This window comes from Streptomyces sp. AMJ-169 (assembly GCF_055597585.1).
This window is the reverse complement of the sequence record NZ_JBVLTJ010000009.1, coordinates 330,580-354,699: the sequence shown is the minus strand read 5'-3', so window position 1 is coordinate 354,699 and position 24,120 is coordinate 330,580. Positions and strand designations below refer to the sequence as shown.

General features: G+C 72.1%; 24 protein-coding genes. 16 read left to right on the top strand and 8 right to left on the bottom strand.

The genetic code is table 11. From position 1 onward, the window contains the following. The first annotated feature begins 93 nt into the window (after positions 1-93). Genes ACYUD3_RS23905 through ACYUD3_RS23895 form a run of 3 tightly spaced genes read left to right on the top strand, consistent with a single transcriptional unit; the run spans position 94 to position 2,667 of the window. Positions 94-1,281: a cytochrome P450 gene (locus tag ACYUD3_RS23905; protein ID WP_470973122.1), complete on the top strand. Its 1,188-nt coding sequence runs from the start codon at positions 94-96 to the stop codon at positions 1,279-1,281. Between the two features lie 28 nt (positions 1,282-1,309). Next, a complete protein-coding gene (locus ACYUD3_RS23900) occupies positions 1,310-1,507 on the top strand; it encodes a ferredoxin (RefSeq protein WP_470973120.1) in 198 nt (65 codons plus the stop codon). After that, on the top strand, positions 1,504-2,667 hold the full coding sequence (locus ACYUD3_RS23895) for an NAD(P)/FAD-dependent oxidoreductase (RefSeq protein WP_470973118.1): 1,164 nt from the start codon (positions 1,504-1,506) through the stop codon (positions 2,665-2,667). Before ACYUD3_RS23900 ends, ACYUD3_RS23895 begins: the two co-directional genes overlap by 4 nt. A gap of 145 nt (positions 2,668-2,812) precedes the next feature. Here ACYUD3_RS23895 and ACYUD3_RS23890 read toward each other — a convergent pair whose 3' ends face one another. From ACYUD3_RS23890 to ACYUD3_RS23865, 6 genes are all read right to left on the bottom strand, one after another. Beyond that, entirely contained in the window at positions 2,813-3,733 is a 921-nt protein-coding gene (locus ACYUD3_RS23890) for a phosphotransferase (RefSeq protein WP_470973116.1), read from the bottom strand. 297 nt (positions 3,734-4,030) lie between these two features. Continuing rightward, positions 4,031-5,221 (bottom strand): globin domain-containing protein, encoded by a 1,191-nt coding sequence (locus ACYUD3_RS23885; RefSeq protein WP_470973114.1) that lies wholly within the window; start codon positions 5,219-5,221, stop codon positions 4,031-4,033. 70 nt (positions 5,222-5,291) lie between these two features. After that, positions 5,292-5,735, bottom strand: coding sequence for an RrF2 family transcriptional regulator (locus ACYUD3_RS23880; protein WP_470973113.1), 444 nt, complete (start codon positions 5,733-5,735; stop codon positions 5,292-5,294). Between the two features lie 52 nt (positions 5,736-5,787). Continuing rightward, a complete protein-coding gene (locus ACYUD3_RS23875) occupies positions 5,788-6,582 on the bottom strand; it encodes an enoyl-CoA hydratase (RefSeq protein ID WP_470973111.1) in 795 nt (264 codons plus the stop codon). A 5-nt stretch (positions 6,583-6,587) separates the two neighbouring features. Next, positions 6,588-7,754 carry an acyl-CoA dehydrogenase family protein gene (locus tag ACYUD3_RS23870; protein ID WP_470973109.1) on the bottom strand — a complete coding sequence of 389 codons (1,167 nt, stop codon included), beginning with the start codon at positions 7,752-7,754 and terminating at the stop codon, positions 6,588-6,590. Positions 7,755-7,772: 18 nt separating this feature from the next. Beyond that, positions 7,773-8,627: an acyl-CoA dehydrogenase family protein gene (locus ACYUD3_RS23865; protein WP_470973108.1), complete on the bottom strand. Its 855-nt coding sequence runs from the start codon at positions 8,625-8,627 to the stop codon at positions 7,773-7,775. A 141-nt stretch (positions 8,628-8,768) separates the two neighbouring features. Here ACYUD3_RS23865 and ACYUD3_RS23860 point away from each other — a divergent pair, with 141 nt between their 5' ends. The 12 genes from ACYUD3_RS23860 to ACYUD3_RS23805 all read left to right on the top strand — a co-directional run bounded on the left by ACYUD3_RS23860 (position 8,769) and on the right by ACYUD3_RS23805 (position 21,050). Further along, on the top strand, positions 8,769-9,935 hold the full coding sequence (locus ACYUD3_RS23860; RefSeq protein ID WP_470973106.1) for an acyl-CoA dehydrogenase family protein: 1,167 nt from the start codon (positions 8,769-8,771) through the stop codon (positions 9,933-9,935). 28 nt (positions 9,936-9,963) lie between these two features. Beyond that, positions 9,964-10,719: an SDR family NAD(P)-dependent oxidoreductase gene (locus tag ACYUD3_RS23855; protein WP_470973104.1), complete on the top strand. Its 756-nt coding sequence runs from the start codon at positions 9,964-9,966 to the stop codon at positions 10,717-10,719. Between the two features lie 24 nt (positions 10,720-10,743). Next, positions 10,744-11,541 (top strand): FadR/GntR family transcriptional regulator, encoded by a 798-nt coding sequence (locus ACYUD3_RS23850; protein WP_470973103.1) that lies wholly within the window; start codon positions 10,744-10,746, stop codon positions 11,539-11,541. Positions 11,542-11,698: 157 nt separating this feature from the next. Then, entirely contained in the window at positions 11,699-12,472 is a 774-nt protein-coding gene (locus tag ACYUD3_RS23845) for an enoyl-CoA hydratase/isomerase family protein (protein ID WP_470973101.1), read from the top strand. Positions 12,473-12,474: 2 nt separating this feature from the next. Next, complete coding sequence (locus tag ACYUD3_RS23840) at positions 12,475-13,389, top strand: acyl-CoA dehydrogenase family protein (protein WP_470973099.1); 915 nt, start codon at positions 12,475-12,477, stop codon at positions 13,387-13,389. Then, the gene (locus ACYUD3_RS23835; RefSeq protein WP_470973097.1) at positions 13,386-14,531 is read left to right on the top strand and encodes an acyl-CoA dehydrogenase family protein; all 1,146 of its coding nucleotides are present in this window, start codon (positions 13,386-13,388) and stop codon (positions 14,529-14,531) included. Before ACYUD3_RS23840 ends, ACYUD3_RS23835 begins: the two co-directional genes overlap by 4 nt. Positions 14,532-14,534: 3 nt before the next feature. Continuing rightward, a complete protein-coding gene (locus ACYUD3_RS23830; RefSeq protein ID WP_470973095.1) occupies positions 14,535-16,040 on the top strand; it encodes an AMP-binding protein in 1,506 nt (501 codons plus the stop codon). A 1-nt stretch (position 16,041) separates the two neighbouring features. Further along, positions 16,042-17,214, top strand: a complete 1,173-nt coding sequence (locus tag ACYUD3_RS23825) for a CaiB/BaiF CoA transferase family protein (protein ID WP_470973093.1) — start codon at positions 16,042-16,044, stop codon at positions 17,212-17,214. Then, positions 17,211-18,011: an enoyl-CoA hydratase/isomerase family protein gene (locus ACYUD3_RS23820; RefSeq protein WP_470973091.1), complete on the top strand. Its 801-nt coding sequence runs from the start codon at positions 17,211-17,213 to the stop codon at positions 18,009-18,011. The genes ACYUD3_RS23825 and ACYUD3_RS23820 overlap by 4 nt, the downstream gene beginning before the upstream one ends. After that, on the top strand, positions 18,008-19,141 hold the full coding sequence (locus tag ACYUD3_RS23815; RefSeq protein WP_470973089.1) for a thiolase family protein: 1,134 nt from the start codon (positions 18,008-18,010) through the stop codon (positions 19,139-19,141). The genes ACYUD3_RS23820 and ACYUD3_RS23815 overlap by 4 nt, the downstream gene beginning before the upstream one ends. Positions 19,142-19,155: 14 nt before the next feature. Further along, positions 19,156-20,304, top strand: coding sequence for an acyl-CoA dehydrogenase family protein (locus ACYUD3_RS23810; RefSeq protein ID WP_470973087.1), 1,149 nt, complete (start codon positions 19,156-19,158; stop codon positions 20,302-20,304). A 5-nt stretch (positions 20,305-20,309) separates the two neighbouring features. Continuing rightward, positions 20,310-21,050 carry an SDR family NAD(P)-dependent oxidoreductase gene (locus ACYUD3_RS23805; RefSeq protein ID WP_470973085.1) on the top strand — a complete coding sequence of 247 codons (741 nt, stop codon included), beginning with the start codon at positions 20,310-20,312 and terminating at the stop codon, positions 21,048-21,050. Here ACYUD3_RS23805 and ACYUD3_RS23800 read toward each other — a convergent pair. Further along, positions 21,038-21,520: an NUDIX hydrolase gene (locus ACYUD3_RS23800; RefSeq protein ID WP_470973083.1), complete on the bottom strand. Its 483-nt coding sequence runs from the start codon at positions 21,518-21,520 to the stop codon at positions 21,038-21,040. The genes ACYUD3_RS23805 and ACYUD3_RS23800 overlap by 13 nt on opposite strands. Positions 21,521-21,670: 150 nt before the next feature. Between ACYUD3_RS23800 and ACYUD3_RS23795 the strand changes: the two genes are divergently transcribed. Then, positions 21,671-22,405 carry an SAM-dependent methyltransferase gene (locus tag ACYUD3_RS23795; RefSeq protein WP_470973081.1) on the top strand — a complete coding sequence of 245 codons (735 nt, stop codon included), beginning with the start codon at positions 21,671-21,673 and terminating at the stop codon, positions 22,403-22,405. Positions 22,406-22,410: 5 nt separating this feature from the next. Here ACYUD3_RS23795 and lnt read toward each other — a convergent pair whose 3' ends face one another. Continuing rightward, on the bottom strand, positions 22,411-24,030 hold the full coding sequence (gene lnt, locus ACYUD3_RS23790; RefSeq protein ID WP_470973079.1) for an apolipoprotein N-acyltransferase: 1,620 nt from the start codon (positions 24,028-24,030) through the stop codon (positions 22,411-22,413). Positions 24,031-24,120 lie beyond the last annotated feature (90 nt).

Below are 24,120 nucleotides of genomic sequence, written 5' to 3'. Positions count from 1 at the left end.
CTCCCAACAGGCCGACCGCCTAACGGTGTTAGGCGGATCCCGATGGCGCCGGGTACCCCGATGCGCCCTCCGCCTCCGACGAGAAGGAGCAGCATGTCCCTGCCCTCGTACACCCTGGACCGCCCCGCGCACGCCCCCCTCGACCCGCCGCCCCTCTACGCCCGGTTACGCGAGGACAGCCCCGTCACCCGCGTCAGCCTCTGGGAGGGGCAGCTCAGCCCCTGGCTGGTGACCCGCTGGGAGGACGCCCGTACGGTGCTGGGCAGCCCGGCGTTCAGCTCGGACCCCTCCCGCCCCGGCGCCCCCGGCATCTGGCCGGGTCGCACGCAGCCCTCGCGCGGCTTCTTCATCGACCACGACGGCGATGTGCACACGATGATGCGGCGCACCATCACCCGGGAGTTCATGGTCAAACGCATCGAGGCGCTGCGCCCCGGCATCGCCCGCCTGACCGACGAACTCCTCACCGCGCTCCAGGAGTTGCCCGCCCCGGCGGACCTCGTGGAGCACTTCGCGCTGCCGCTGCCCTCCCTGGTGATCTGCGAACTGCTGGGCGTGCCGTACGAGGAGCACGACTTCTTCCAGGAGAAGTCGATGACCCTGGTCGACCTCAGCGTCGGCGCCGCCGAGACCGACCGGGCCCGCGCCGAACTCACCGCGTTCCTGCTCGAATTGGTGCGGGCCAAGCGCCGCACCCCCGGCGACGACATGTTCACCCGGCTCGCCGCGCAGGCCGACGAGGGCCGGATCACCGACCAGGACGCCGCCGATCTCGGCACCCTCCTGCTGATCGCCGGGCACGAGACGACCGCCAACATGATCGCGCTCAGCACGGTCACCCTGCTGCGCCACCCCGGCCAGATCCCCCGCCTCTTCGGCGCCCAAGCCCCGGTCGCGGTCGAGGAGTTGCTGCGCTACCTCAGCATCGTGCACACCGGTCTGCGGCGTACGGCCACGGCGGACGTGACGGTCGGCGGCGTGGAGATCCGGGCCGGCGAAGGGGTGATCGTCCCCCTCCATGTCGCCAACCGCGACCCGGAGTTCTTCACCGCGCCGGACGACCTGGACCTCGAACGGGCCGAAGCCCGCCGCCACTTGGCGTTCGGCTACGGCGTCCACCAGTGCCTCGGCCAGCCGCTGGCCCGCGCCGAACTCCAGCTCGCCCTGCCCGAACTCTTCCGCAGGCTCCCTGACTTGAAGATCGCGGTACCCGTGGAAGAAATCGCCTTCAAGCAGGACACTGTCGTCTACGGCGTCCGCGAACTCCCCGTCACCTGGTGACCCATCACCCCCACAGGAGTCTTCGATCATGCAGGTAGAAGTAGACGTCCCCAAATGCGTGGCTTCCGGCCAGTGCGCCATGCTGGCCCCGGAGGTCTTCGACCAGCGCGAGGAGGACGGCCTGGTCGTCCTCCTCGACCAGAGCCCGCCGCCCGAACTCCACGACGCCGTACGGGAATCGGCGATCGTGTGCCCCGCGGCGGCGATCCACCTGGCCGGCGAGTGAACCGCGCCGTCATCGTCGGCGCCTCGGCGGCCGGCCTCGCCGCGGCGGAGACCCTGCGCCGCGAGGGCCACACGGGCCCGATCACCCTGATCGGCAACGAGCGCCGGGCCCCCTACGACCGCCCACCCCTGTCCAAGGAGATCCTCTCCGGCCTCTGGGACCCCGACCGCCTCCCCCTGCGCCCGGCCGCCGACCTCGACGCCCTCGGCCTGGAGACGTACTACGGCAGAACGGCGGTGGGTCTCGACCTCGCGGGCCGGATGCTCCACCTGGACGACGACCTGTCCCTCCCCTACGACGGCCTGATCATCGCCACCGGCGTCCGCCCGCGCCACCTCCGGGGCATCAAGGGCCACACTCTGCGCACCCTCGACGACGCGCTCGCTCTCAAGTCCCAACTCGGCCCCGGCAAAAAGCTGATCGTCGTCGGCGCCGGTTTCCTCGGCGCGGAGGCAGCCGCCGTCGCCGTGGCCCAGGGCACCGAAGTCATCCTGCTGGAACCGGCCCCGGTGCCGCTCGCCCACGCGGTGGGCGAGGAGGTCGGCAACGTCCTGGCCCAGGCCCACCGCGACCACGGCGTCGACCTGCGCACCGGCACGACGGTCGGCGCGATCACCCCCGCCGGCGTCCTCCTGGCCGGCGGCACCCCGGTGAAGGCCGACGCGGTCCTGGTCGCCGTCGGCTCGCAGCCCAACACCCGGTGGCTGGAGAACAGCGGGCTGCGCATCGAAGACGGCGTGGTCTGCGACGAGTTCTGCGCCGCCGCACCCGGCGTGTACGCCGCCGGCGACGTCGCCCGCTGGCACAACCCCCTCTTCGGCACCACGATGCGGATCGAACACCGCACCAACGCCGCCGAACAGGGCATGGCCGCCGCCCGCAACCTCCTCGGCGCCGCCCGGATGTTCGCCCCCGTCCCGTACTTCTGGTCCGACCAGTACGACATGAAGATCCGGGCGTACGGGTATCTGCGCGGGCACGAGGAGGTGCGGGTGGTCGAAGGGAGCCTGGAGGAACGGAAGTTCACCGCGCTGTACCGGAAGGGGGACCGGCTGGTGGGGGTGGTGTCGGTGGGGATGCCGCCGAAGAGTGTCCGGCCTTGGCAGCGGGCGATCGCTACGCGGACGCCTTGGGGGGAGGCGGTGGGGGTGGGGGTGTGAGGGTGCGGGTGTGAAGGTACGGGGCGTGAGGGCGCGGGGCAGGTCCAAGTGACCTCGGTCCGGCGCCAGTTGGCCTCGAATCTCGCCTGGTTGGCCTTCGCGGGCCGCCGCGCTCGCACGGGCGCGGCGGCCCGCCCGTGTCGCTTCAGCAGCGGGCGGTCGCCAGCAGCCGCTCCAACGAGGCCCGGGCAGGCGGCCCCCAAGTGGATTTGCCGCCGGGCCGGCCATGGTCCCCCGCGTCCCCGATGAGCATCCCGACGACGGCCCGGATCACCGCCCACCCCCGCGCCCGACGCAGGGTGGCGGGGTCCGGGACGCCGCCGTACGCGTCATAGCACCGCGCCACCTCACCCTCGTCCGGCAACAGCAGCCACACGGCGGCCAGATCGCACGCCGGGTCCCCCGAGCAGAGTGCCCCGAAGTCGACCACCCCGCACAAAGTCCCGTTCTCCGTAAGGACGTTGGCGGGGTGGAGGTCGGCGTGCAGCCACACGGCGGGACCGTCCCAGGAGGGTGCGGCGACGGCGTCCGCCCAGACCGCGAGCACTGCGTCAAGGTCGTCGATCAGCCCCAACTCGGCGGCGGAGGCGATCTGTTGCCGAACCCCGGGGTCACAGGCCGCCAAAGGCCCGCCGCGCCCGAAAAGCCCTGCGGGCGCGGTGGCGGGGGCGGCATGGTGCAGCGCCTTGAGGAAAGCGCCCAGCAACTCGCCGGAGCCGGACCCGGTGACGGGCGCGAGGTCGCAGGGGGTTCCCTCGACCCACGTGGTGACGGTCCAGGGCCGGGGAAAGCGTTCCGAAGGCTCACCGAGACACTGCGGCACGGGAACGGGCAGCGGCAGCAGCGGCGCCAGCGCGGGCACCCAGGTGTGTTCGGCGAGCAGTTGCCCGTCGCCGCCCTGCGCGACCCAGGGCAGCCGCACGGCGAACTCACCGCCCAGCCGCCACAGTTGGTTGTCCCACCCCTTGGCCCCGAACTCCACGTCCAGATGCGCGTATTCAGGGTGCTGTTCCCGCACCAGCTCCCTGACCAGCTCGGCGGTGACTTCGATCTCGGTGTGCGTCATAGGGAGCGAGGCTAGCCGGAGGGGAACGAAAAGGACGGCCCCCCTCTTGCCGAGGGGGGCCGTCCTTCGATCGGAGCGCCGGGCAGGCCTTGCACCTGCATCTCCCCGCAGGAAGCGGGGCATCTTTCCTTGGACCACCAACGCGTCGCCGTATCACCGAAGTTCGGTGTGCGGCGTGTGATCAACTATAGCGGGTCGAGGAGGGGGGCGCCGACCACACGGAGGCCGACCATACGAGGGACGGCCACACCGAGGCCGACGACTCCGAGGGCGGGCCGCTCCTGAGGGGCACCCGCCTCACGCCAGCCAGTGATCCGGGCTGAACACCTCATACCGCACCGCCCCCGCCGCCACCCCCCGCCTCAACAACCCTTCCCGCACGGCCCTCATGAACGGCGGCGGACCGCAGAGGCACGCCGTGACGTCCGTCGGCAGCGCGACGCCGGTCAGATCCATCCGCCCGGCCCGCGCATCGGCGCCGCCCAACTCCCGGTACCAGAGGTGGAGTTCGGCGTTCTCCAACTCCCCCACCAGTCGCAGGAGTTCGTCCCGATGAGCATGCGCGGCCGGACTCCGGTCCGCGTGCGCGACGATCACCCGGCGCCGTGCCCCCTCCGCCGCCAGCTCCCCGAGCATCGCCAGCATCGGCGTCGTACCGATCCCCGCCGACGCCAGCAGCAGCGGGCCGTCCCCGGCCGGGAGCGTCAGGTCGCCGAAGGGCGCGGAGACCATGAGGGTGTCGCCGGCCTTCGCGTTGCGGTGCAGCCAGGTGGAGACCTCGCCGTCCGGTCGTACGACGTCATGGACACGCTTGACGGTGATACGCCAGTCGGGGCCCGTCGAGGAGAGGCTGTACTGGCGTATCTGCCGTGCGCCGTCCGGGAGTTGGACCTGGACACTGACGTACTGCCCGGGGCGGGGCGCCGGTGCGGGAGTGCCGTCGGCGGGGCGGAGGGTGAGGGAGACGGTGTCCGGGGTCTCCTCGCGGCGTTCCGTGATCGTCATCGCGCGCGGGCCGCCGGATTCCCGGGTCAGCCGGGCCTCGGCCGTGATGAGCGTGTCGGCCATGAGCCAGTACACCTCGTCCCACGCGGCGGCGACCTCGGGGGTGACCGCGTCGCCCAGGACTTCGGCTATCGCGGCGAAAAGGTGCTGGTGGACGACGTCGTACTGGTCGGCGGTGATGCCGAGGGAGGCGTGTTTGTGGGCGATGCGGGAGAGCATCGCGTCGGTGCGGATAGCGGCTCCGCCGGAATCGGCGCCGGCGTCGGGGGGATCGACGAGCATGGCGGCGAACGCGACGATCGAACCGGCGAGAGCCGTCTTCTGTTCGCCGTTGGCCTGGTTGCCCCGGTTGAACAGGTCACGTAACAGGGCGGGTTGGGCGGCGAAGAGCTTGTCGTAGAAGAGTCCGGCGATCTTGTCGAGCGCCGCGCCGACGGCGGGGAGCGTCCGGCGGACGACCGGGGCGGAGTGTTCAGAGAGCACAGGGGGCTCCAAATTCTCTTTCTAGATTCCAATTATCGGGCATGCAGAACCCGTACGAGGCAGCCATGGTTCAGGCAGGCCGCTGGACCGACAATCCGATCAACACTGGCCCCGTCGGCGACCCCACCAGATCCTCGACGACCAGCGGATCGAGCGTCGCGAAGAACGCCTCCTGCGCGTCCCGCAGCGCCCGCCGCAGCCGGCAGGCCGCCCGCAGCGGACACGGCTGATCGCCGTCGCAGGTCACGACCTCGGCGCCGCCTTCCAGCTCGCGCACCAGCCATCCCACGGAGGCCCGCCGGCCGAGGCCGGTGAGCGCGAGCCCCCCGCTGCGCCCCCGCCGGGCCTCGACCACGCCGAGGTGCTGGAGCCGGGTGATCGCCTTCGCCATGTGGCTGTAGGGCACGCCCATGGTGTCCGCCACCTCGCGGGAGGTCAGGGAGGAGCCGTCCTCCTCGACCGCCAGTCGCATGACGGCGCGCAGGGCCAGGTCAGTGAACTTCGTCAACCGCACGCCACGACGTTACCAAACACGCATGCCATATACCTATTTCAAGGCTCGCCCATCAGCCCTCTTTGAGCCGTTCCTTCATCCCCTCCAGCCGGGTCAGCACGGGGTACCCGTCCACACTCAGCGCGTTCCCGTGCCCGGTCTGGTGGATGTCGAACACGGCCTGGAGTGCGGCGTAGAACCCCTGCACGTCCTGCGTCTGGTTCACGGCCCGCTTGGCCTGCCGCAGCCCGAACGCCGGCATACGCGTGATCCGGGCCGCCAACTTCCTTGCCTCGCAGTCGAGTTCGGCGAGCGGCACGACTTTGTTGACCATCCCCGCCCGCTCCGCCTCGGCGGCGGTCAGCGGCCGGCCGGTGAACAGGATCTCCTTCGCCTTGCGCGCCCCCAACTCCCAGGTGTGGCCGTGGTATTCGACCCCGCCGATGCCCATGTGCACGACGGGGTCGGAGAATTCGGCGTTGTCGGCGGCGACGATCAGATCGCACGGCCAGCACAGCATCAGCCCGGCGGCGATGCACTTGCCCTGCACGGCGGCGATCGTCGGCTTCGGCAGGTTGCGCCACTTCAGCGCGTACTCCAGATAGCGGCGCGTCTCGGCGTCGTAGATCCACTCCAGAGTGATCTCACCGGGCCCCGGCCAGCGGTCCTTGAGGTCGTGACCGGCCGAGAAATGCCGCCCGTTGGCGCGCAGCACCACCACTTTGGCCCGCTCGTCGCGGGCCGCGCGGGTGAGGGCGGCGTCGAGGTCGTCGAGGAGGGCCATCGTCTGCGCGTTGGCGGCCTCGGGGCGGTTGAGGGTGACGACGGCGACCCCGTCGGCGCCGGATTCGTACAGGATCTGGTCCATGCGGCTCACGTCCCCTGTCGCGGCAGGCCGAGAATGCGTTCGGCGATGATGGTGCGCTGGATCTCACTGGTCCCGCCGGCGATGGTCCCGGCGAAGCTGCGGGCGTACCGCTCGAACCAACTCGCGCTGAACGCCTCGTTGTTCATGTGCTGGTACGGCCCGGTCCGGGCCGGGTGCGGCAGTGCCTCGGCGCCGTGCGCCTCCAGCGCGTGCAGCGAGGCGCTCTGGACGGCCTCGGAGCCGAGGAGTTTGAGCACGGAGACCTCGAACGGGCTCCGGTCGGGCCCTAGTTGGCGGTACCCGAGCAGTCTGAGCGCGGTGCGGTCCATGAGCAGCGTCGCGTACCACTCCTGCCCCGCCCCCACCCCGGCCGCGTCCCGCACCAGTTCCTCGAGCCGCTCGGCGTACGACAGCCAGAGCAACGTCCGTTCGTGGCCAAGGGAGTTGTTGGCGACCTTCCACCCCTCGTGGAGCGGCCCGACCAGATTCTCCCGGGGCACCCGGACGTCCGTGAAGAACACCTCGTTGAAGTCCAGATCCCCCTCGCCCACGATCGACCCGAAGGGCCTGCGGACGACGCCCTCGGTGGCCGTCGGGATCAACAGGGCGCTGATGCCCCGGTGTTTGGGGGCGTCGGGGTCGGTGCGGACGAAGGCGAGCAGGACGTCGGCGTCATGGGCGCCGGAGGTCCAGATCTTCTGGCCGTTCACCACGAAGTGGCCGTCCCTGAGGGCGGCGCGGGTGCGCAGGGAGGCGAGGTCGGAGCCCGCTTCCGGTTCGCTCATGCCGAGCGCGGCGGTGATCTCGGCGCGCAGGAGGGGGATCGCCCAGCGGCGTCTCTGTTCCTCGGTGCCGTGGGTGAGGAGGCTGGCGGCGACGATGCCGAGGCCCTGGGGGTTGAAGCTGAGGTAGATCCCTCGGTGCGCCAACTCCTCAAGGTGCGCGAGCTGTTGGGGCAGGGTCGCGTGCTGTCCGCCGTACTGCGGCGGCTGGCCCGGGAGCAGCCAGCCGTGGTCGAAGAGGGTGCGCTGCCAGCGGCGGGACCACGCGGGGACGTCGGCACTGGAGCGGGAGCGGGTCCGCGCCTCGGCCTCGGCGGGGAGGCGGGCGTCGAGGAAAGCCGTGAAGCGGACGCGGAATTCGGTGACTTGGGGGTCGTCGGCGAGTTTCATGAAGCCAGCGCCCTTCTCTCATGAGGCCAGCAGTGCCCTGCGGTGCACGGCCGCGGTGCCGAGCAGCAGATCGCACGACTGGGCGCGTTTCAGGTGGAGTTGGAGTTCGTTCTCCCAGGTGAAGCCCATCGCGCCGAAGAGCTGGAGGCCGCCGCGGAAGCACACCTGCTGGCACTCGCCGGCCGCCGCCTTCGCCATGTGCGCGGCGCCGGTGCGGCGTTCGTCGTCCTCGGCGATCGTGAGGGCGGCGAAGTGGGTGAGGGCGCGGGCGCGTTCGAGGGCGACGTACATGTCGGCGGCCTTGTGCTGGACGGCCTGGAAGGAGCCGAGGGGCCGGCCGAACTGGCGGCGGTTCTTCACATGCTCCAGAACCAGATCGAGGACTTTCCGGCAGGCGCCGACGATGGTGGCGGCGAGTCCGGTGAGCGCCAAGTCGGGTACGCCTGACACGAGTTGGGGTGCCTCGACGTGGGCCACGTGCAGGCGGGGGTCGATGACGGGGACGCGTTCGGCGGCGAGCCGCGCCCCGGGGACGACGCGTACGCCGTCCGAGGTCAGCAGCGCGATCTCGTCGGCCCGGTCGGCGTCGAGGACGTGGCGCCCGGTGCCGTCGAAGACTGCCGTACCGCTGCCATGGGGGAGGCGGCCGGTGAGCGGGGCGAACCAGGTGGTGGTGGCGAGGAAGGGGGTGGGGTCGGCGGCGTAGGCCAACTCCTCCAGGATGAGGGCGAGTTCGAGCGGGGGTACGTCGAGCCAGCCGAGTCTCCGGTACGTCGCCCACTGGTCGCCCGCCGGGCGGTCCCGCAGCTTGGCGACCGTCTCGCGGGCGGTGCGGCGCAACAGCCGTTGCTCGTCGTCGAGTTCGAACTCCACGTCAGGCCTCCGCTCTGCCGATGACAGGCGAGAATAGCATTCTCATTCTTGGCAAGTAAGAGTCTCCGACACCTTGACCGCCGCTTTCGGTCCGACCTTTAGTGGTGCTCACCCCGTCGGCCACCGGCAGAGAGGCCCGCCGTGGACTTCGAACTCACCGAGGACCAGCAGACGATCCGCAAGGCGGTCGCCGGTCTGCTGCGCCCTTTCGACGACAGCTATTGGCGCGTGCACGACCGCGAGCACACGTTCCCGACCGAGTTCTACGCCGCCCTCGCGGCCGGCGGCTGGCTCGGGATCACCGTCCCGGCCGAGTACGGCGGCCACGGCCTCGGCATCACCGAGGCGACCCTCCTGCTCGAGGAGGTGGCCCGCTCGGGCGGCGGCATGAACGCGGCAAGCTCGGTCCACATGTCGGTCTTCGGGATGCACCCGGTCGTCGTACACGGCTCCGACCAGCTGAAACGCCGTACGCTGCCCCGGATCGCGAGCGGTGATCTGCACGTCTGCTTCGGGGTGACCGAGCCGGGCGCGGGGCTCGACACGACGCGGATCACGACGTACGCGCGGCGCGAGGGCGGCCATTACGTCGTCAGCGGGCGGAAGGTGTGGATCTCCAAGGCCGTCGAGTCGGAGAAGATCCTTCTGCTCACCCGCACCGCGCGGCGCGACGAGGTCGAGAAGCGGACGGACGGAATGACGCTGTTTCTGACCGATCTCGACCGGAGTCGGATCGAGATCCGTCCGATCGCGAAGATGGGCCGCAACGCCGTGACGTCGAACGAACTGTTCATCGACGACCTCCGCGTCCCCGTCGAGGACCGCGTCGGCGAGGAGGGCCAGGGCTTCCGCCACCTCCTCGACGGCCTCAACCCCGAGCGCATGCTGATCGCCGCCGAAGCGCTCGGCATCGGCCGGATCGCCCTCGCCAAGGCGGTGCGCTACGGCCGTGAACGCGAGGTCTTCGGCCGCCCGATCGGCATGAACCAGGGCCTCCAGTTCCCGCTCGCCGACTCCCTCGCCCGCCTCGACGCCGCCGAACTCGTCCTGCGCAAGGCGACGTGGCTGTACGACCACGGCCGGCCCTGCGCGCGCGAGGCCAACACCGCCAAGTACCTGTGCGCGGACGCCGGGTGGACCGCGGCCGACCGCGCGCTCCAGACCCACGGCGGCATGGGCTACGCCGAGGAGTACGACGTCGCCCGCTACTTCCGCGAGGCCCGGCTGACGCGGATCGCGCCGGTCAGCCAGGAGATGGTCCTCAGCTTCCTCGGCGAGCATGTGCTGGGGCTGCCGAGGAGTTACTGAACTCCCCTTGCAGACAAAGGAGTTGCTGATGTCCCTGTTCGAACTCACCGGCCGCGCCGCCCTCGTGACCGGCGCCGGGGGCGGCATCGGCGCGGCCGTCGCCGAGGCGCTCGCGCACGCCGGGGCGGCGGTCCTCGTCACCGACGTCGACCCCGAACGGGCCGCCGCCGTCGCCGACCGTCTCAACTCGGCGGGCCACAAGGCCGGTTGGGCAGCACTCGACGTCCAGGACCGCGCGGCGGCGGAGGCGGCGGTGGCCCGCGCGGCGGCCCTGTCCGGTGGCCGGCTGCACATCCTGGTCAACAACGCCGGGGTCACCGACCCGGCGATGTTCGAGAAACTCTCCGAGGACTCCGTACGCCGCCTGGTCGACGTCCATGTCCTCGGCGCGTTCCGCTGTGCCCGGGCCGCGCTGCCGTTCCTGCCGACGGACGGCACGGGCCGGATCGTCAATGTCACCTCCTCGGCGGGGCTGACCGGCACGCTCGGGCAGGTCAACTACTCGATCGCGAAAGCCGGGATCGTCGGCCTCACCAAGTCCCTGGCCCGCGAACTGGCCGGCCGCCGCATCCTCGTCAACGCCCTCGCCCCGCTCGCCGCGACCCCGATGACCGAGACCATCCGCACCGACCCGCGCTTCGCCGACCGCATGCTGGCCCGCATCCCGCTCGGCCGCTGGGCCCAACCGGAGGAAATAGCAGGGGCGTTCGTGTTCCTCGCCTCGGACGCGGCATCGTTCGTGACCGGCCAAGTCCTGCCGGTGGACGGCGGGTTGGTCATGTGACAGCACCCCGCCCCGCTGTGTTCAATGGCCCGGCCGAACCAGCCGTACGACGAGAGGGCCGAGCCTGTGCCGAGCGCCGAACCCCCCGTGTCCGTCCCGACGTTCGGGACGCTCACCGTCCCCAAGGCGTCCGACGTCCTCGCGGCGGAGGTCCGTGAGCGCATCCTCTCCGGGGAGTTCGAAGAGGGCACCGCGCTGCCGCCGGAACGCCAACTGGTCGAGCAGACAAGGCTGAGCCGGGCGACCGTGCGCGAGGCGCTGCGCATCCTGGAGGTCGAGCGGCTGGTGGAGATCCGGCCCGGCCGCGGCGGCGGCGCCTTCGTACGGCGGCCCGGGCGGGAGGCGGTCGCGGGCACCGTCCAGCTCGTCATCCGGGGGCAGCGCATCCGGCTCGACGCGCTCCACGAGACGCGCGAGGCGATCGAACCGGCGTGCGCGGCGCTGGCCGCCGTCCACCGGACGGACGCCGACCTCGCCGAACTGGACGCGGCGGGGCGGGAGTTGGTCGATGCCGGGGCGGACGGGGCGGGCATCCAGCGGTTTTTGCGGGCCAACGTCCGCTGGCACAACGCCGTCGCGCGGGCCGGCGGGAACGAACTGCTCATCGGGTTCATGAGCGCGCTGTCGGAGGCGATCCATGCGGCGACCGATCTTGAGTCGTTCCTGGACGCCGATGTCCGTGCGGTGACGGTTCGCGCGCACTCTCGGATCACGGAGGCGATCCGGGAGGGGGACGAGGAGGCGGCGCGGCGGCGGATGAGGCGGCATGTGTGCGGGTTCGCGCGGGCGGTGGCGGGGGTGGACGGGCGGCATTCGCTGTAGGGGGTGGCTGCTCGCTGTTGCCGGACACCGCTTGCCGTTGCCGGACACCGCTCGCCGTTGCCGGTTGCCGGCTGCCCAGCGCCGGTGCGAGAATTCCATTCTCTAATCCGCGCAACGCCATTGACACATCCGGTCTGACCTTTCCTATCATCGCCCCATGACCGACGTGAGCCCCGTCCTGACCGTGGACGCCGACGGCGACGTACGCATCGTCACCCTGAACCGCCCCGACCGGCTCAACAGCGTCTCGGCGGAGCTGCATCAGCGTCTGTCGGAGGTGTGGCGCGAGCTGGCGGCGGACGGCGGGGCGCGGGCCGTCGTCCTGACCGGGGCGGGGCGGGCGTTCAGCGCGGGCGGCGACCTGGACCATCTGCGCCGCCACCCCGCCGACCCGGAGCTGCGGGAGCGGTCGATCCGGCTCGACCGGACGATCCAGACGGAGCTGATCCGCTTCCCGCTGCCGGTGATCGCGGCCGTCAACGGCCCTGCCGTGGGCCTGGGTTGCAGCCTGGCCCTGGGCTGCGACCTGGTCCTCATGGCCGAGCACGCCTACCTGGCGGACCCGCACATCTCGGTCGGGCTGGTCGCGGGCGACGGCGGGGTCACCCTCTGGCCGCTGCTGACGAGTCTGCTGCGGGTCAAGGAGTACCTCTTCACCGGCGACCGCGTCCCGGCCGCGACGGCGGTTCAACTCGGCCTGGCGAACCGGGTATTGCTCGCGCCGGAGCTGCTCCCCGAAGCCCTCGCGCTGGCCCGCCGGCTCGCCGCCCAGCCGCCCGAGGCCCTGCGCGCCACGAAGGCGGCGCTCGCGGTGCTGGTCGAGCAGGTCTCCCGGGGCGCGATGGAGGCGGCGCTGCACGCCGAACGCGCCACGATGACCAGCCCCGACCACGTCCGCGCCCTCGACCGGCTCGCCCGCAAGGAGAACTGAGCGTGCGGCCCGAGGAGTTCACGCTGGTCCGCGAGCTGCTCCGGACCTTCGCCGCCCGCCACGCGGTGACCTCGCCCGACGAGATCACCCCCGAGTCCCGGGAGAAGGCCCAACTGTCCCTGGATTCCCTGGGCTTGGCCGAGCTGCACCAGGCGGCCACCGTCCAGGAACGCGCCCTCCTCGCCGAGGAACACGCCCGCGCCCTGCTGACGACGTCCTTCCTCGGGACGACTCTCCTCGCTCCCCAACTCCTGAGCCTGACCGGCCATTTGGGCGAGGGCCGCCCGACCGTGGCCGTCACGGAGTCCCTGGCCTGGGACTGCGACGGCGCCGACAGCGCCCTGTACGTCGACCCCCAAGGGACGGTCACCCGGCACGAGTTGGGCCCGGCGACCCGGACGGCCGACCTCCTGCGCACGGCGCACGAGATCAGCGGCCCCGGAGACCCCATCGGCAAGCTCTCACCCGAAGCCCAACAGCGTTGGCAGGCATACACCTTGGTCATCATGGCGAGCGAACTCACCGCCACGGCCCGCGCCTTGGTCGAGCAGGCCACCGCCTACGCCCGCGACCGCCACCAATACGGCCGCCCCATCGGCTCGTTCCAGGCCGTCCAGCACCTCCTCGCCGACGCGACGGTCCTCACCGAGGCCTGCGTCAGCGCCACCCGTTACGCCGCCTGGTGCCTGGACCACGAACCCCCGGCCGCTGCCCTGACCGCCGCCCGAGTGGCCAAGGCCGAGGCCGACTCGTCGGCGGTGGAAGCGGTGCAGGCGGCGGCGCAGGTGTTCGGCGGTATCGCGCAGACCTGGGAACACCCCGCCCACCTGCACCTGCGCCGGGTCCTCGTCGACGCGGGCCTCTTCTCGGGCCCCGGCCTCCTGACCGCCCTGGCCGCCCCGGAGCCGCCCCGATGACCGACGACACGCCCCTGCACTACGGCGACCCGGCCGACCTGGAACGGCTCCGCGCGGACTTCCGTACCTGGCTGGCCGCCCACCCCCTCCCCGAACGCACCCCGGGCGAACCCCTCCCGGCCTTCCTGCACCGCTGGCACCGGCAGCTCCACTCGGGCGGCTGGGTCGGCCTGGACGTCCCCGAGGAGTACGGCGGACGTGGCCTGACACCTCTTCACCAAGTGTCGATCAGCGACGAGTTGGGGGCGAGCGGCGCCCCGGGTGTCCCCCGGATCGGCTATCTCGCCCACGCCCTGCTGGAGTTCGGCACCGAGGACCAGCGCCGCCGGCTGCTCCCCCGTATGCTGTCCGGCGCCGACGTCTGGTGCCAGGGTTTCAGCGAACCCGGCGCCGGCTCCGACCTGGCCGGCCTCACCACCCGCGCCGAACGCGGGACCGACGGCCGCTACACGGTCAACGGCCAGAAACTCTGGACGAGTTACGCCCAGTACTCGGCCTACTGCCTCCTCCTCGCCCGCACCGGCCCGCCCGCACCCCGGCACACCTCGATCACGGCCTTCGCCCTGCCCCTGGACCGCCCGGGCGTCACCGTACGCCCGCTGCGCGCGGCCAACGGCGACGACGAGTTCTGCGAACTCTTCCTGGACGACGTCGAGTTGACCGACGCGGACCGGGTGGGCGCGGAGGGCGACGGCTGGCCGCTGGCGATGACGACGGTGTCGTACGAGCGCAACGCCCTCGACACCGGGCATCTGTCCAGGTACCGGCTGCTGATCGAGCGTATCCGGGCCGAGATCCGTGAACGGCCGCTCCCCGAGGGGCTGTTGTCGGAGGTCGGGCGGTGTGTCGTGGACTACGGGGTGCTCGTCGCGCACGCCCGGCGGCGGACCGCCGAACGGCTCGCCGGACGTCCGGTGGGTCCTGAGTCGTCGGTCGACAAGCTGCTGATGACCCGGGCCGAACAGCGGCTGTACACGACGGCGTTGAAGGTGTTCCCGGAGGAAGTGCGCGGCCCTGTAGGGGAGTTGTTCGCCGACTATCTCTACGCGCGGGCGGCGTCCGTGTACGGCGGGACGTCCCAGATCCAGCGCGACATCATCGCCAAGCGGCTGCTGCGGCTGCCGAGCCCGAAGGGGGCCTGAAGCGTGCATCGCGACGTCGAACCCCGCAGCATCCCCGACGCGGTCCGAGCCGCCGGGGCTAGGTACGGTTCCGCGATCGCCCTCGTCGACGGTGAACTCCGGCTGAGCTACCGGGAGTTGGCTGACCGGATGCTCGGTGCCGTGCGGGCGGCGCTGGCGCTGGGTGTCGGGCCCGGTGACCGGGTCGGGCTGTGCGCGCCGAACTCGGCGGAGTGGATCCTCGCCGCGCTCGGCGTCCAGGGCGCGGGAGGGATTGTCGTACCGCTCAACACCCGTTTCAAGGCGGGCGAGTTGGCGTATGTGCTGAAGGCTTCGGGGGCGAAGGTCGTGCTGGCGGCGCCGTTCCTGGGCCGGGACTACCTCGCCGAGCTGGGCGCACTCGACGGCTGTGCGCGCGTTCCGGTCGCCGAATTCCTGGGCGGGGGCGGTGACTTGAGTGCTGCGGAGGCCCACGCCGCGATCGGCCGGCTCACCCCTGATGACATCGCCGACCTGATGTTCACCTCCGGCACCACCGGCCGGCCCAAGGGGGTGATCCTCACCCACGGGCAGTCGCTACGGGCCTACGGCTGGATGGGCGCGGAGTACGGCTTCACCGCCGGCGACCGCTTTCTGGTCGTCCCGCCGTTCTTCCACTGCTTCGGCTACAAGGCGGGCTGGCTGGCGTCCTTCCTGCGCGGGGTGACCGTGCTCCCCGTGCAAGTCTTCGACGCGGCAAGGGCGTTGGAGGCCATCGAGCAGGAGCGGGTGAGCATCCTGCTGGGTCCGCCGACCGTCTTCCACGACCTCCTGAACCACCCGGACCGGGCCCGCCGCGACCTGTCGTCGCTGCGGGTGTCGATGACGGGCGGGACCATGATCCCCGAGTCGCTGATCCACGCGATGAAGAAGGACCTCTCCTTCGACACCGTCCTGAGCGCCTACGGTCTCACCGAGGCGAGCGCCCTGGTCACCTCCACCCGTCCCGGTGACAGCGAGGACACCGCCGCCCGCACCACCGGCCGCCCGATCCCCGGCGTCGAGGTCCAACTGGCCCCGGACAGCGGGGAGATACTGGTCCGCGGCTACACCGTCACCCGCGGCTACTGGAACGACCCCGAGGCGACCGCGCAGGCCGTCACCGCCGACGGCTGGCTGCGCACCGGCGACATCGGGCGCTTCGACACGGCGGGCAACCTGTCGGTCGTGGACCGCGCGAAGGAGATGTACATCGTCGGCGGCTTCAACGCCTACCCCGCCGAGATCGAGCAACTGCTGCTGGAACACGGTGACTTGGCCCAGGTCGCGGTCATCGGCGTCCCCGACACCCGGCTCGGCGAGGTCGGCTGCGCCTACGTCGTACCGAGACCCGGCGCCCGCGTCACCGAGCGGGAGGTCGTCGCGTGGGCCCGCGCGCACATGGCCAACTACAAGGTGCCCCGCCATGTCCGCGTGGTTGCCCAACTCCCGCGCAACGCGAGCCAGAAGGTGCTCAAGCACGAACTGCGCGCCCGCTTCGGGACGGCCTGACATGGACGGCCCGCTGACCGGCGTCACGGTCGTCGCCCTCGAACAGGCCGTCTCCGCCCCCATGTGCACCCGTACGCTCGGCGACTTCGGCGCCCGCGTGATCAAGGTGGAGCACCCGCGCGGCGGCGACTTCGCCCGCCACTACGACGACGTCGTCAACGGCCTCGCCGCCCACTTCGTCTGGGCCAACCGGGGCAAGGAGTCGGTGGCCCTGGACCTCAAGTCCCCCGAGGGCAAAGAGGTGTTGCACCGCCTCCTGGCGAAGTCGGACGCCCTGGTCTCGAATCTCACCCCCGGCGCCACCACTCAACTGGGCTTCTCTCCGGCTGAGTTGGCGAAGAGGCACCCGCATCTGATCGCCGCCGAGATCGACGGCTACGGTCCCGGCGGGCCCCTCTCCCACAAGCGCGCCTACGACCTCCTCGTCCAGGCCGAGTCCGGCGTCTGCTCGGTGACCGGCACCCCGGGCTCCCCCGCCAAACCCGGCCCGCCCGTAGCGGACTTGACCAGCGGCCTGTACGCGGCCCTGTCGATCCTGGCCCAGCTGTACGCCGGCACCCGCGCGCCCGTCCAGGTCAGCCTCTTCGACGCGATGACCGAACTGATGGGCTACCCGCTGACGTACACCCGCCACTCCGGGGTCGAACAGCAGCCGCTCGGCATGAGTTCCCCGGCCGTCGCGCCGTACGGCGCCTACCGCACCGCCGACGGGCGGACCGTCGTCCTCGGCACCACCAACGACCGTGAATGGCAGCGCCTGGCAAGGGAGTTGATCGACCGGCCGGACCTCGCGGACGACGCGCGCTTCCGTACCAACGCGGGCCGTGTCGCGCACCGCGAGCCGCTGGACGCGGCGATCGCCGGCTGGTGCGCCCGGCACGAGCTGGCGGACGTCCAGGCCCGCGCCGACGCGGCCGGCATCGGCAACTCCTGTTACAACACGGCCCGGGACGTCCTCGGTCACCCGCACCTCGCCGCCCGCGACCGCTGGCGCGAGGTCGGCACCCCGGCCGGACCGGTGCCCGCGCTGCTGCCGCCCCCGGTGCTCGCCGGCTACGACCCGCCGATGGGCCCGGTGCCCGCGCTCGGCGCGCACACGGACGCCGTGCTCGCCGAACTCGGTTACGGGGAACGGGAGATCGCGGATCTCCGGGACCGGGGAGTCGTCCGGTGACCTCGTTGCTGATCGACGACGCGGACGGCGTGCGCACCCTCACGCTCAACCGGCCGCACCGCCGCAACGCCCTCGACCCGCAGTTGTGGGGGGAGTTGCGGCGGGCGCTGGCCGACGCGGGCGGTGACCGGTCGGTGCGGGCGCTGGTCCTCACGGGTGCGGGCGGCGCGTTCTGCTCCGGCGCCGACCTCTCGCGGGGCGTGAGTGCGGAGCATCCCCTGTACCGGATGCGGACGTTGACCGACGTGGCCCTGCTGCTGCATGAGCTGCCCGTGCCAACGGTCGCCAAGGTCACGGGAGTTGCCGTCGGCGCGGGCTGGAACCTCGCGCTGGGCTGCGACTTGGTCGTCGCGACCCCTGAGGCGACGTTCGCGCAGATCTTCGCGCGCCGCGGGCTCTCCCTCGACCTCGGCGGGTCCTGGCTGCTGCCGCGGCTCGTCGGGCTCCAACAGGCCAAGCGGCTGGCCCTGTTGGCGGAGACGGTCGACGCGGCGCAGGCGCGGGAGCTGGGGCTGGTGACGTGGGTGGTGGACGCGGAGAAGGTGGACGCCTTCACGGCCGACGTCACCGCGCGGCTGGCCGCCGGGCCGCCCGTCGCGCTGGCCCAGACGAAGGCGCTGCTCCACGAGTCCGGCGGCACCCTGCGTGAATCGCTCGCGCACGAGGCGCGCGCCCAGGCCGTCAACTTCGCCTCCACAGACGCTCCGGAGGCGTTCGCCGCGTTCTTGGAGGGGCGTCCGGCGCACTTCACGGGGCGGTGGGCGGGCCCGACGTCCAGCGAGAAGGAGAACCCATGACCCGCGAAGCCGTCGTCGCCGCCCTGCGCACCCCCGTCGGCAAACGGGGCGGCGGGCTCGCCGCCGTCCACCCCGTCGACCTCTCCGCCGCCGTCCTCACCGCCCTCGTGGAGCGCACCGGCATCGACCCGGCCGCCGTGGACGACGTCATCTGGGGCTGTGTCGCCCAGGTCGGCGACCAGTCGGGCAACATCGGCCGGTACGCGGTGCTCGCGGCGGGCTGGCCGGAGAGCGTGCCCGGCACGACGGTCGGCCGGGCCTGCGGATCGGGCCAGCAGGCGCTGGAGTTCGCCGTCCAGTCGGTCCGTTCGGGGCAGTACGACCTGGTCGTCGCGGGCGGGGTGGAGACGATGAGCCGGGTCCCGCTGGGCGCGGCCAAGGCGGGCGGGGCGCCGTACGGGCCGCAAGTCCTGGCGCGGTACGGGGAGTTCTCCTTCAACCAGGGGCTCTCCGCCGAGCTGATCGCGCGCAAGTGGGGTTTCGGCAGGGGCGAGTTGGATGCTTTCGCCGCCCTCTCCCACGAGCGGGCGGCGGCCGCGCAGGACGCGGGGGCCTTCGGCGGGCAGCTCGTGCCGGTGGCCGGGGTCACCGCCGACGAGGGCGCACGGCGCGGCACCGATACCGCGACGCTCGCGCGGCTCAGGCCGGCGTTCCAGGAGGGCGGGGTGATCCACGCGGGCAACTCCTCGCAGATCTCGGACGGGGCGTCGGCGCTGCTGGTCACCACCCCTGAGAAAGCAAGGGAGTTGGGGCTCGCGCCGCTGGTGCGGCACCGGGCGGGCGCGGTCACCGGCTCCGATCCGGTGCTGATGCTGACGGGACCGATCCCGGCGACGGAGAAGGTGCTGCGGAAGGCGGGCGTCGCCCTGTCCGACGTAGGGGTCTTCGAGGTCAACGAGGCTTTCGCACCAGTGCCGTTGGCGTGGCTGGCGGAGACCGGAGCCGACCCGGCGCTGGTCAATCCGCTGGGCGGCGCCATCGCCCTCGGCCATCCGCTGGGCGCCTCGGGGGCCGTCCTGATGACGCGCATGATCCACCACATGCGGACGCGCGGCATCCGTTACGGTCTTCAGACCATGTGCGAGGGCGGCGGCACCGCGAACGCCACTCTCGTCGAACTCGCCGACTGACCAGGGGAGTCACTGTGCGCCGTGAAGTCTTCACCGCCGATCATGAGACGTTCCGGGAACTGGTCCGGGACGTCGTCGCCAAGGAGGTCGTCCCGCACTACGCGGACTGGGAGAAGTCCGGCCGCATCCCCCGTTCCTTCTTCGAACTCCTCGGCGGTCTGGGCCTGTTGGGGATGGCGATACCGGAGGGGTACGGCGGCGGCGGTCAGCCCGACTACCGCTACAACGTCGTCCTCCAGGAGGAAGCCGCCCGCGCGCTGGTCACGTTGGGCACGGTCCGCACCCAACTCGACGTGGTCCTCCCCTACTTCCTCGCCTATGCCGGCGACGAGCAGCGCCGCCGCTGGTTCCCAGGTCTGGCCGCCGGGCGGCTGCTGACGGCCATCGCGATGACCGAGCCCGGCACCGGCTCCGACCTCGCCGGCATCCGGACAACCGCCGTACGGGACGGGGACAGTTACGTCCTCAGCGGGGCCAAGACGTTCATCACCGGCGGGCTCCTCGCCGATCTGGTGATCGTCGTGGCCCGCACCGCCGACGTCCCCGGCGACCGGCGGGCCGGGCTCACGCTGCTCGTCGTCGAGGACGGTATGCCGGGCTTCTCGCGCGGCCGGACCCTGGACAAGCTGGGCATCAAGGCGCAGGACACGGTGGAGCTGTTCTTCGACGAGGTGCGGGTGCCCGTCGCCAACCAACTCGGCGAGGAGGGGCGGGCGTTCTCGTATCTGGGCCACAATCTGCCGCAGGAGCGGATGACGGTCGCGGTCGGTTCGGTCGCGCAGGCGCGGGCGGCGCTCGATACGACCGTCGCCTACGTCAAGGAGCGCAAGGTGTTCGGCAGCCCGGTCGCCTCTTTCCAGAACACCAAGTTCGAACTCGCCTCGGTCGCGACGGAGTTGGCGGCGGCTCAGGCGCTGCTCGACCGGGCCGTCCTCGACCTCGTCGACGGCTGTCTCACCGGCGCCGACGCGGCGAAGGTCAAGCTGTTCTGCACGGAGGTCCAGGGCCGCGCCGTCGACCGCTGCCTCCAACTCTTCGGCGGCTACGGCTACATGCTGGAGCAGCCGATCGCGCGGCTGTACGCGGACGCGCGGATCACCCGGATCTATGCGGGGACGAGCGAGGTCATGAAGGTCATCGTCGCCAAGTCCCTCGGGCTGTGAGGGAGATGGGCGACTTCGCGGCGCGGGCCGGGGTGGCGTTCGTCGCGGGCGGCACGGGCGGGGTCGGCTCGGCCGTCGTACGGCTGCTCGCGGAGCGGGGCAGCGAGGTCGTCTTCACCTACCGCTCCGACCGGGCGGCGGCCGATCGGCTGGCCCAGGAGACTCAAGCGACCGCCGTGCGGCTGGACTTGGCCGACGAGGAGGCAACTGCCCGCGCTGTGGCCGGACATGAGCTGCACACGCTCGTCTACGCGGCCGGGCCGCACGTGCCGATGACGCACCTCAGCAAGGTGCCCCCGGCCCGTTACCGGGCCCAACTCGAAGGGGACGCCGTCGCGTTCTACAACCTCGTGCACCCCGCGCTGCCGCTGCTGCGGGCGAGCCGGGGCAGCGTCGTCGCCGTGACGACCGTCGCGACCCGGCGCTTCCCCGTGCGGGACGGGCTGTCGTCGGGCGTGAAAGGGGCCGTGGAGGCGGTCGCGCGGGCGCTGGCCGCCGAGGAGGGCCGGTACGGCGTCCGCGTCAACTGCGTCGCGCCCGGCATGCTCACCGACGGGATCGGGGCGCGGCTGATCGGCAGCGGCGAACTCGACGGCGCGGCGCTGGCGGTGGCCCGGCGCAACATCCCGCTGCGCCGGTTCGGCGCGGCGCGGGACGTCGCGGAGGCCGTGGTGTTCCTGGCGTCCGGCCGGGCCGGTTTCATCACCGGGCAGGCGCTCGGCGTGGACGGCGGCTACGCGCTCTGAGCGGGGTCCTCGAACCAGGTGGGGCCCTCGGTCAGGGCCTGCTTGATCCGGGTGAGCGCGAACTCCGGCAGGTCGGGCAGGTCGTCGACGGCGAACCAGGCGACCTCCAGCGACTCGTCGTCGTTGACCCGCGCCTCGCCGCCGACGGCCCGGCAGCGGATCGTGATGTCCATGAACTGGCAGACGTCGCCGTTCGGGTACGTGACGGGCTCCAACGCCTGTACGAGGACGACCTGTTCGGCGACGCACCGCACGGCCGTCTCCTCGAAGACCTCCCGCACCGCGCACACCGCGGGCTGCTCGCCCGGGTCCGGGATCCCGCCGAGGACCGACCAGCCTCCGGTGTCCGTACGGCGGTTCAGCAGCACCCTGCCGTCCCCGTCGAAGACGACGGCGGTGACGCCGGGTATCCAGAGCAGTTGACGGCCGGCGGAGGCCCGGAGCGTGCGGATGAAGTCAGGAGTTGCCATGCTCCGACCCTAACGGGCGGGGTCGGGGCGGGTTCCTGCGGATCATGCCGGGGGCGGGGCGGAGCGCTGGACGGCGTACGGATCGGCGTACGCGCGGGCGTGCGCGAAAAGCACGTGCGCGCCCCTCGGCCCCCGTGCCACGCTCCCGCGATGGACCGTGACCTGATCTCCCGCCTCGCCCACGCCGATCACCCCATCGCGGCGCCCCTCCATGACGAGGAGGTGGGCCGGTTGCTCGCCCAGGGTGTCGCGCACGACCACGCGCGCGTGCTGGACCTCGGCTGCGGCGGCGGGGAGTGGCTCGTGCGCGCGCTGGAGGCGTTCCCGCACGCGCGCGCGGAGGGTGTCGATCTCTCCGCGCGGGCGCTGGAGCATGCGCGGACGACGGCCCGCGCGCGGGGTGTCGACGAGCGGCTGACGCTGCACCGCGCGGACGCCGCCGCTTTCACCTCGCCGCACCGGTTCGACCTGGTGCTCAGTGTCGGGGCGGCGCACGCGTTCGGCGGGCTGCTGCCGGCGCTGGCCGCCGCGCGGGAGCAGCTGGCGCCGGGCGGGCGCGTCCTGGTCGGCGACGGCTTCTGGGAGCGTCCTGCGCCTCCTGAGGCGGTGGAGATGCTGGGCGACTTCGCGGACCTCGCGACGACCGTCGAGCGGGTCGTGGCGGACGGCTGGACGCCCGTGCAGGCCCATGTCAGCAGCCGCCGTGAGCTGGACGCCTACGAGTGGGCCTGGACGGGCTCCTTGTCGTCCTGGGCGCTGGACCACCTGGACGACCCGGGCAGCGCCGCCGCGCTGGAGGCGGCGGCCGTGCACCGCGCGGGGTGGCTGCGCACCTATAGGGACTGTTTCGGGTTCGTGTGCCTGGTGCTGCGTGCCACGAGGTGACCTCCCTAGGCGTCGCCGCGGGCCGTCTTCCGCGCGCGGATGCCCGATCCGACCGCCCAGCCGAGGCCGCCGGCCGCGACGAGGCACAGGAGCATCTCCGGGAGGATGCCCATCTTCGTCGCGGGCGTCTCGGAGGAGCGCAGCGGGATCTTCTGGACGAGGTGTCCGGCGACGAACATGCCGGTCTTCTGGGTGATCCGCCCGTCCGGCATGATGATCGCGCTGACGCCGCTGGTGACGGGGACGACGACCGTGCGGCTGTGCTCCACCGCGCGCACGCGGGACATCGCGAGCTGCTGGTAGGTCATCTCGCTGCGGTCGAAGGTGGCGTTGTTGCTGGGCACGGAGATCAGCTGGGCGCCATGGGTGACGGTGTCGCGCACGGCCCAGTCGAAGGCGGCCTCGTAGCAGGTGGCGAGGCCGACCTTGGTGCCGTCGATGGTGAACACGCCCGGCTTGGTGCCCCGGGTGAAGTCCTGGTGGGCGAGTTCGGTCCAGTTCTTGTTGATCGCCCCGACCAGGGAGCGCAGCGGGAGGTACTCGCCGAAGGGCTGGATCTGCCGTTTGTCGTAGGTCTGGGTGGGTCCCTTGGCGGGGTCCCAGAGGATCTGCTCGTTGTAGAACTTGCCGTCGCGTTCGACGACGCCGCCGACGGAGATGGGCACGCCGATGGCGCGCACCGCCTCGTCGATGACCAGGGCGGCGTCGGGGTTGGTGAAGGGGTCGACGTCGGAGGAGTTCTCCGGCCACAGCACGAAGTCCGGCCGGGCCGTCTTACCCGCCTTGACCTCGGCGGCCAGCCGCTCCGTCTCGCGCGCGTGGTAGTCCAGCACGGCCCGGCGCTGGGCGTTGAAGTCGAGCCCGAGCCGGGGCACGTTGCCCTGGATCGCGGCGACGGTGACGCTCCCGTCCTCGGCCTTGTCGCTGACGAGCGGACGCGCGGCGAGCGCCCCCACGACGGGCACGGCGACGCTCAGCAGCGCGACAGCGGCGGCGGAGCGGCGCACCTCGCGCGCGCGCCGGCGGTCGAGGCCGAGGCGGACGGCCTCGTAGAGGCCGAAGCCGCACAGGACGACGGCGAAGCCGAGGACGGGGGTGCCGCCGACCGCGGCGAGCGGGAGGAAGACCCCGTCGGCCTGGCCGAAGGCGACCTTGCCCCAGGGGAAGCCGCTGAACGGCGCCCGGGCGCGGACGGCCTCGCCGGCGATCCACAGGGCCGCCGCCCAGACGGGCCAGGCCGGCAGCTTGGAGACGGCGGTCACGCCGGCGCCGACCAGGGCGACGAAGACCGCCTCGACGGCGACGAGCGCGATCCACGGCAGCGGGCCGACCTCGACGCCGGTCCACACCAGCAGCGGCAGCAGGAACCCGAGCCCGAAGAGGTAGCCGAGCCCGAGGCCCGCCTTCCAGCTCCGGCCGCGCAGCACCCACCCGAAGAGGGCGAACGCGGGGAGGGACAGCCACCACAGGGGGCGGGGCGGGAAGCTGACGTAGAGCAGCACTCCGGCGAGCGCGGCGACGGCGGCGGGGAGGAGCCGCAGCAGGAGACGTCGGCCGCGTGACGCGGGCGCGGTCTCGGGTCCCAGCTGGTCGGAGGGGCCCACGGGGGGTGCGGTGACGGTCACTCGGGGAGTGTACGGCGGGTGACCTTTTGGCCGACAGCGAGAGCCGGTCATGACCGGAGGTCTCGGCAGGAAAGCCCCGTAAAGGTGCCT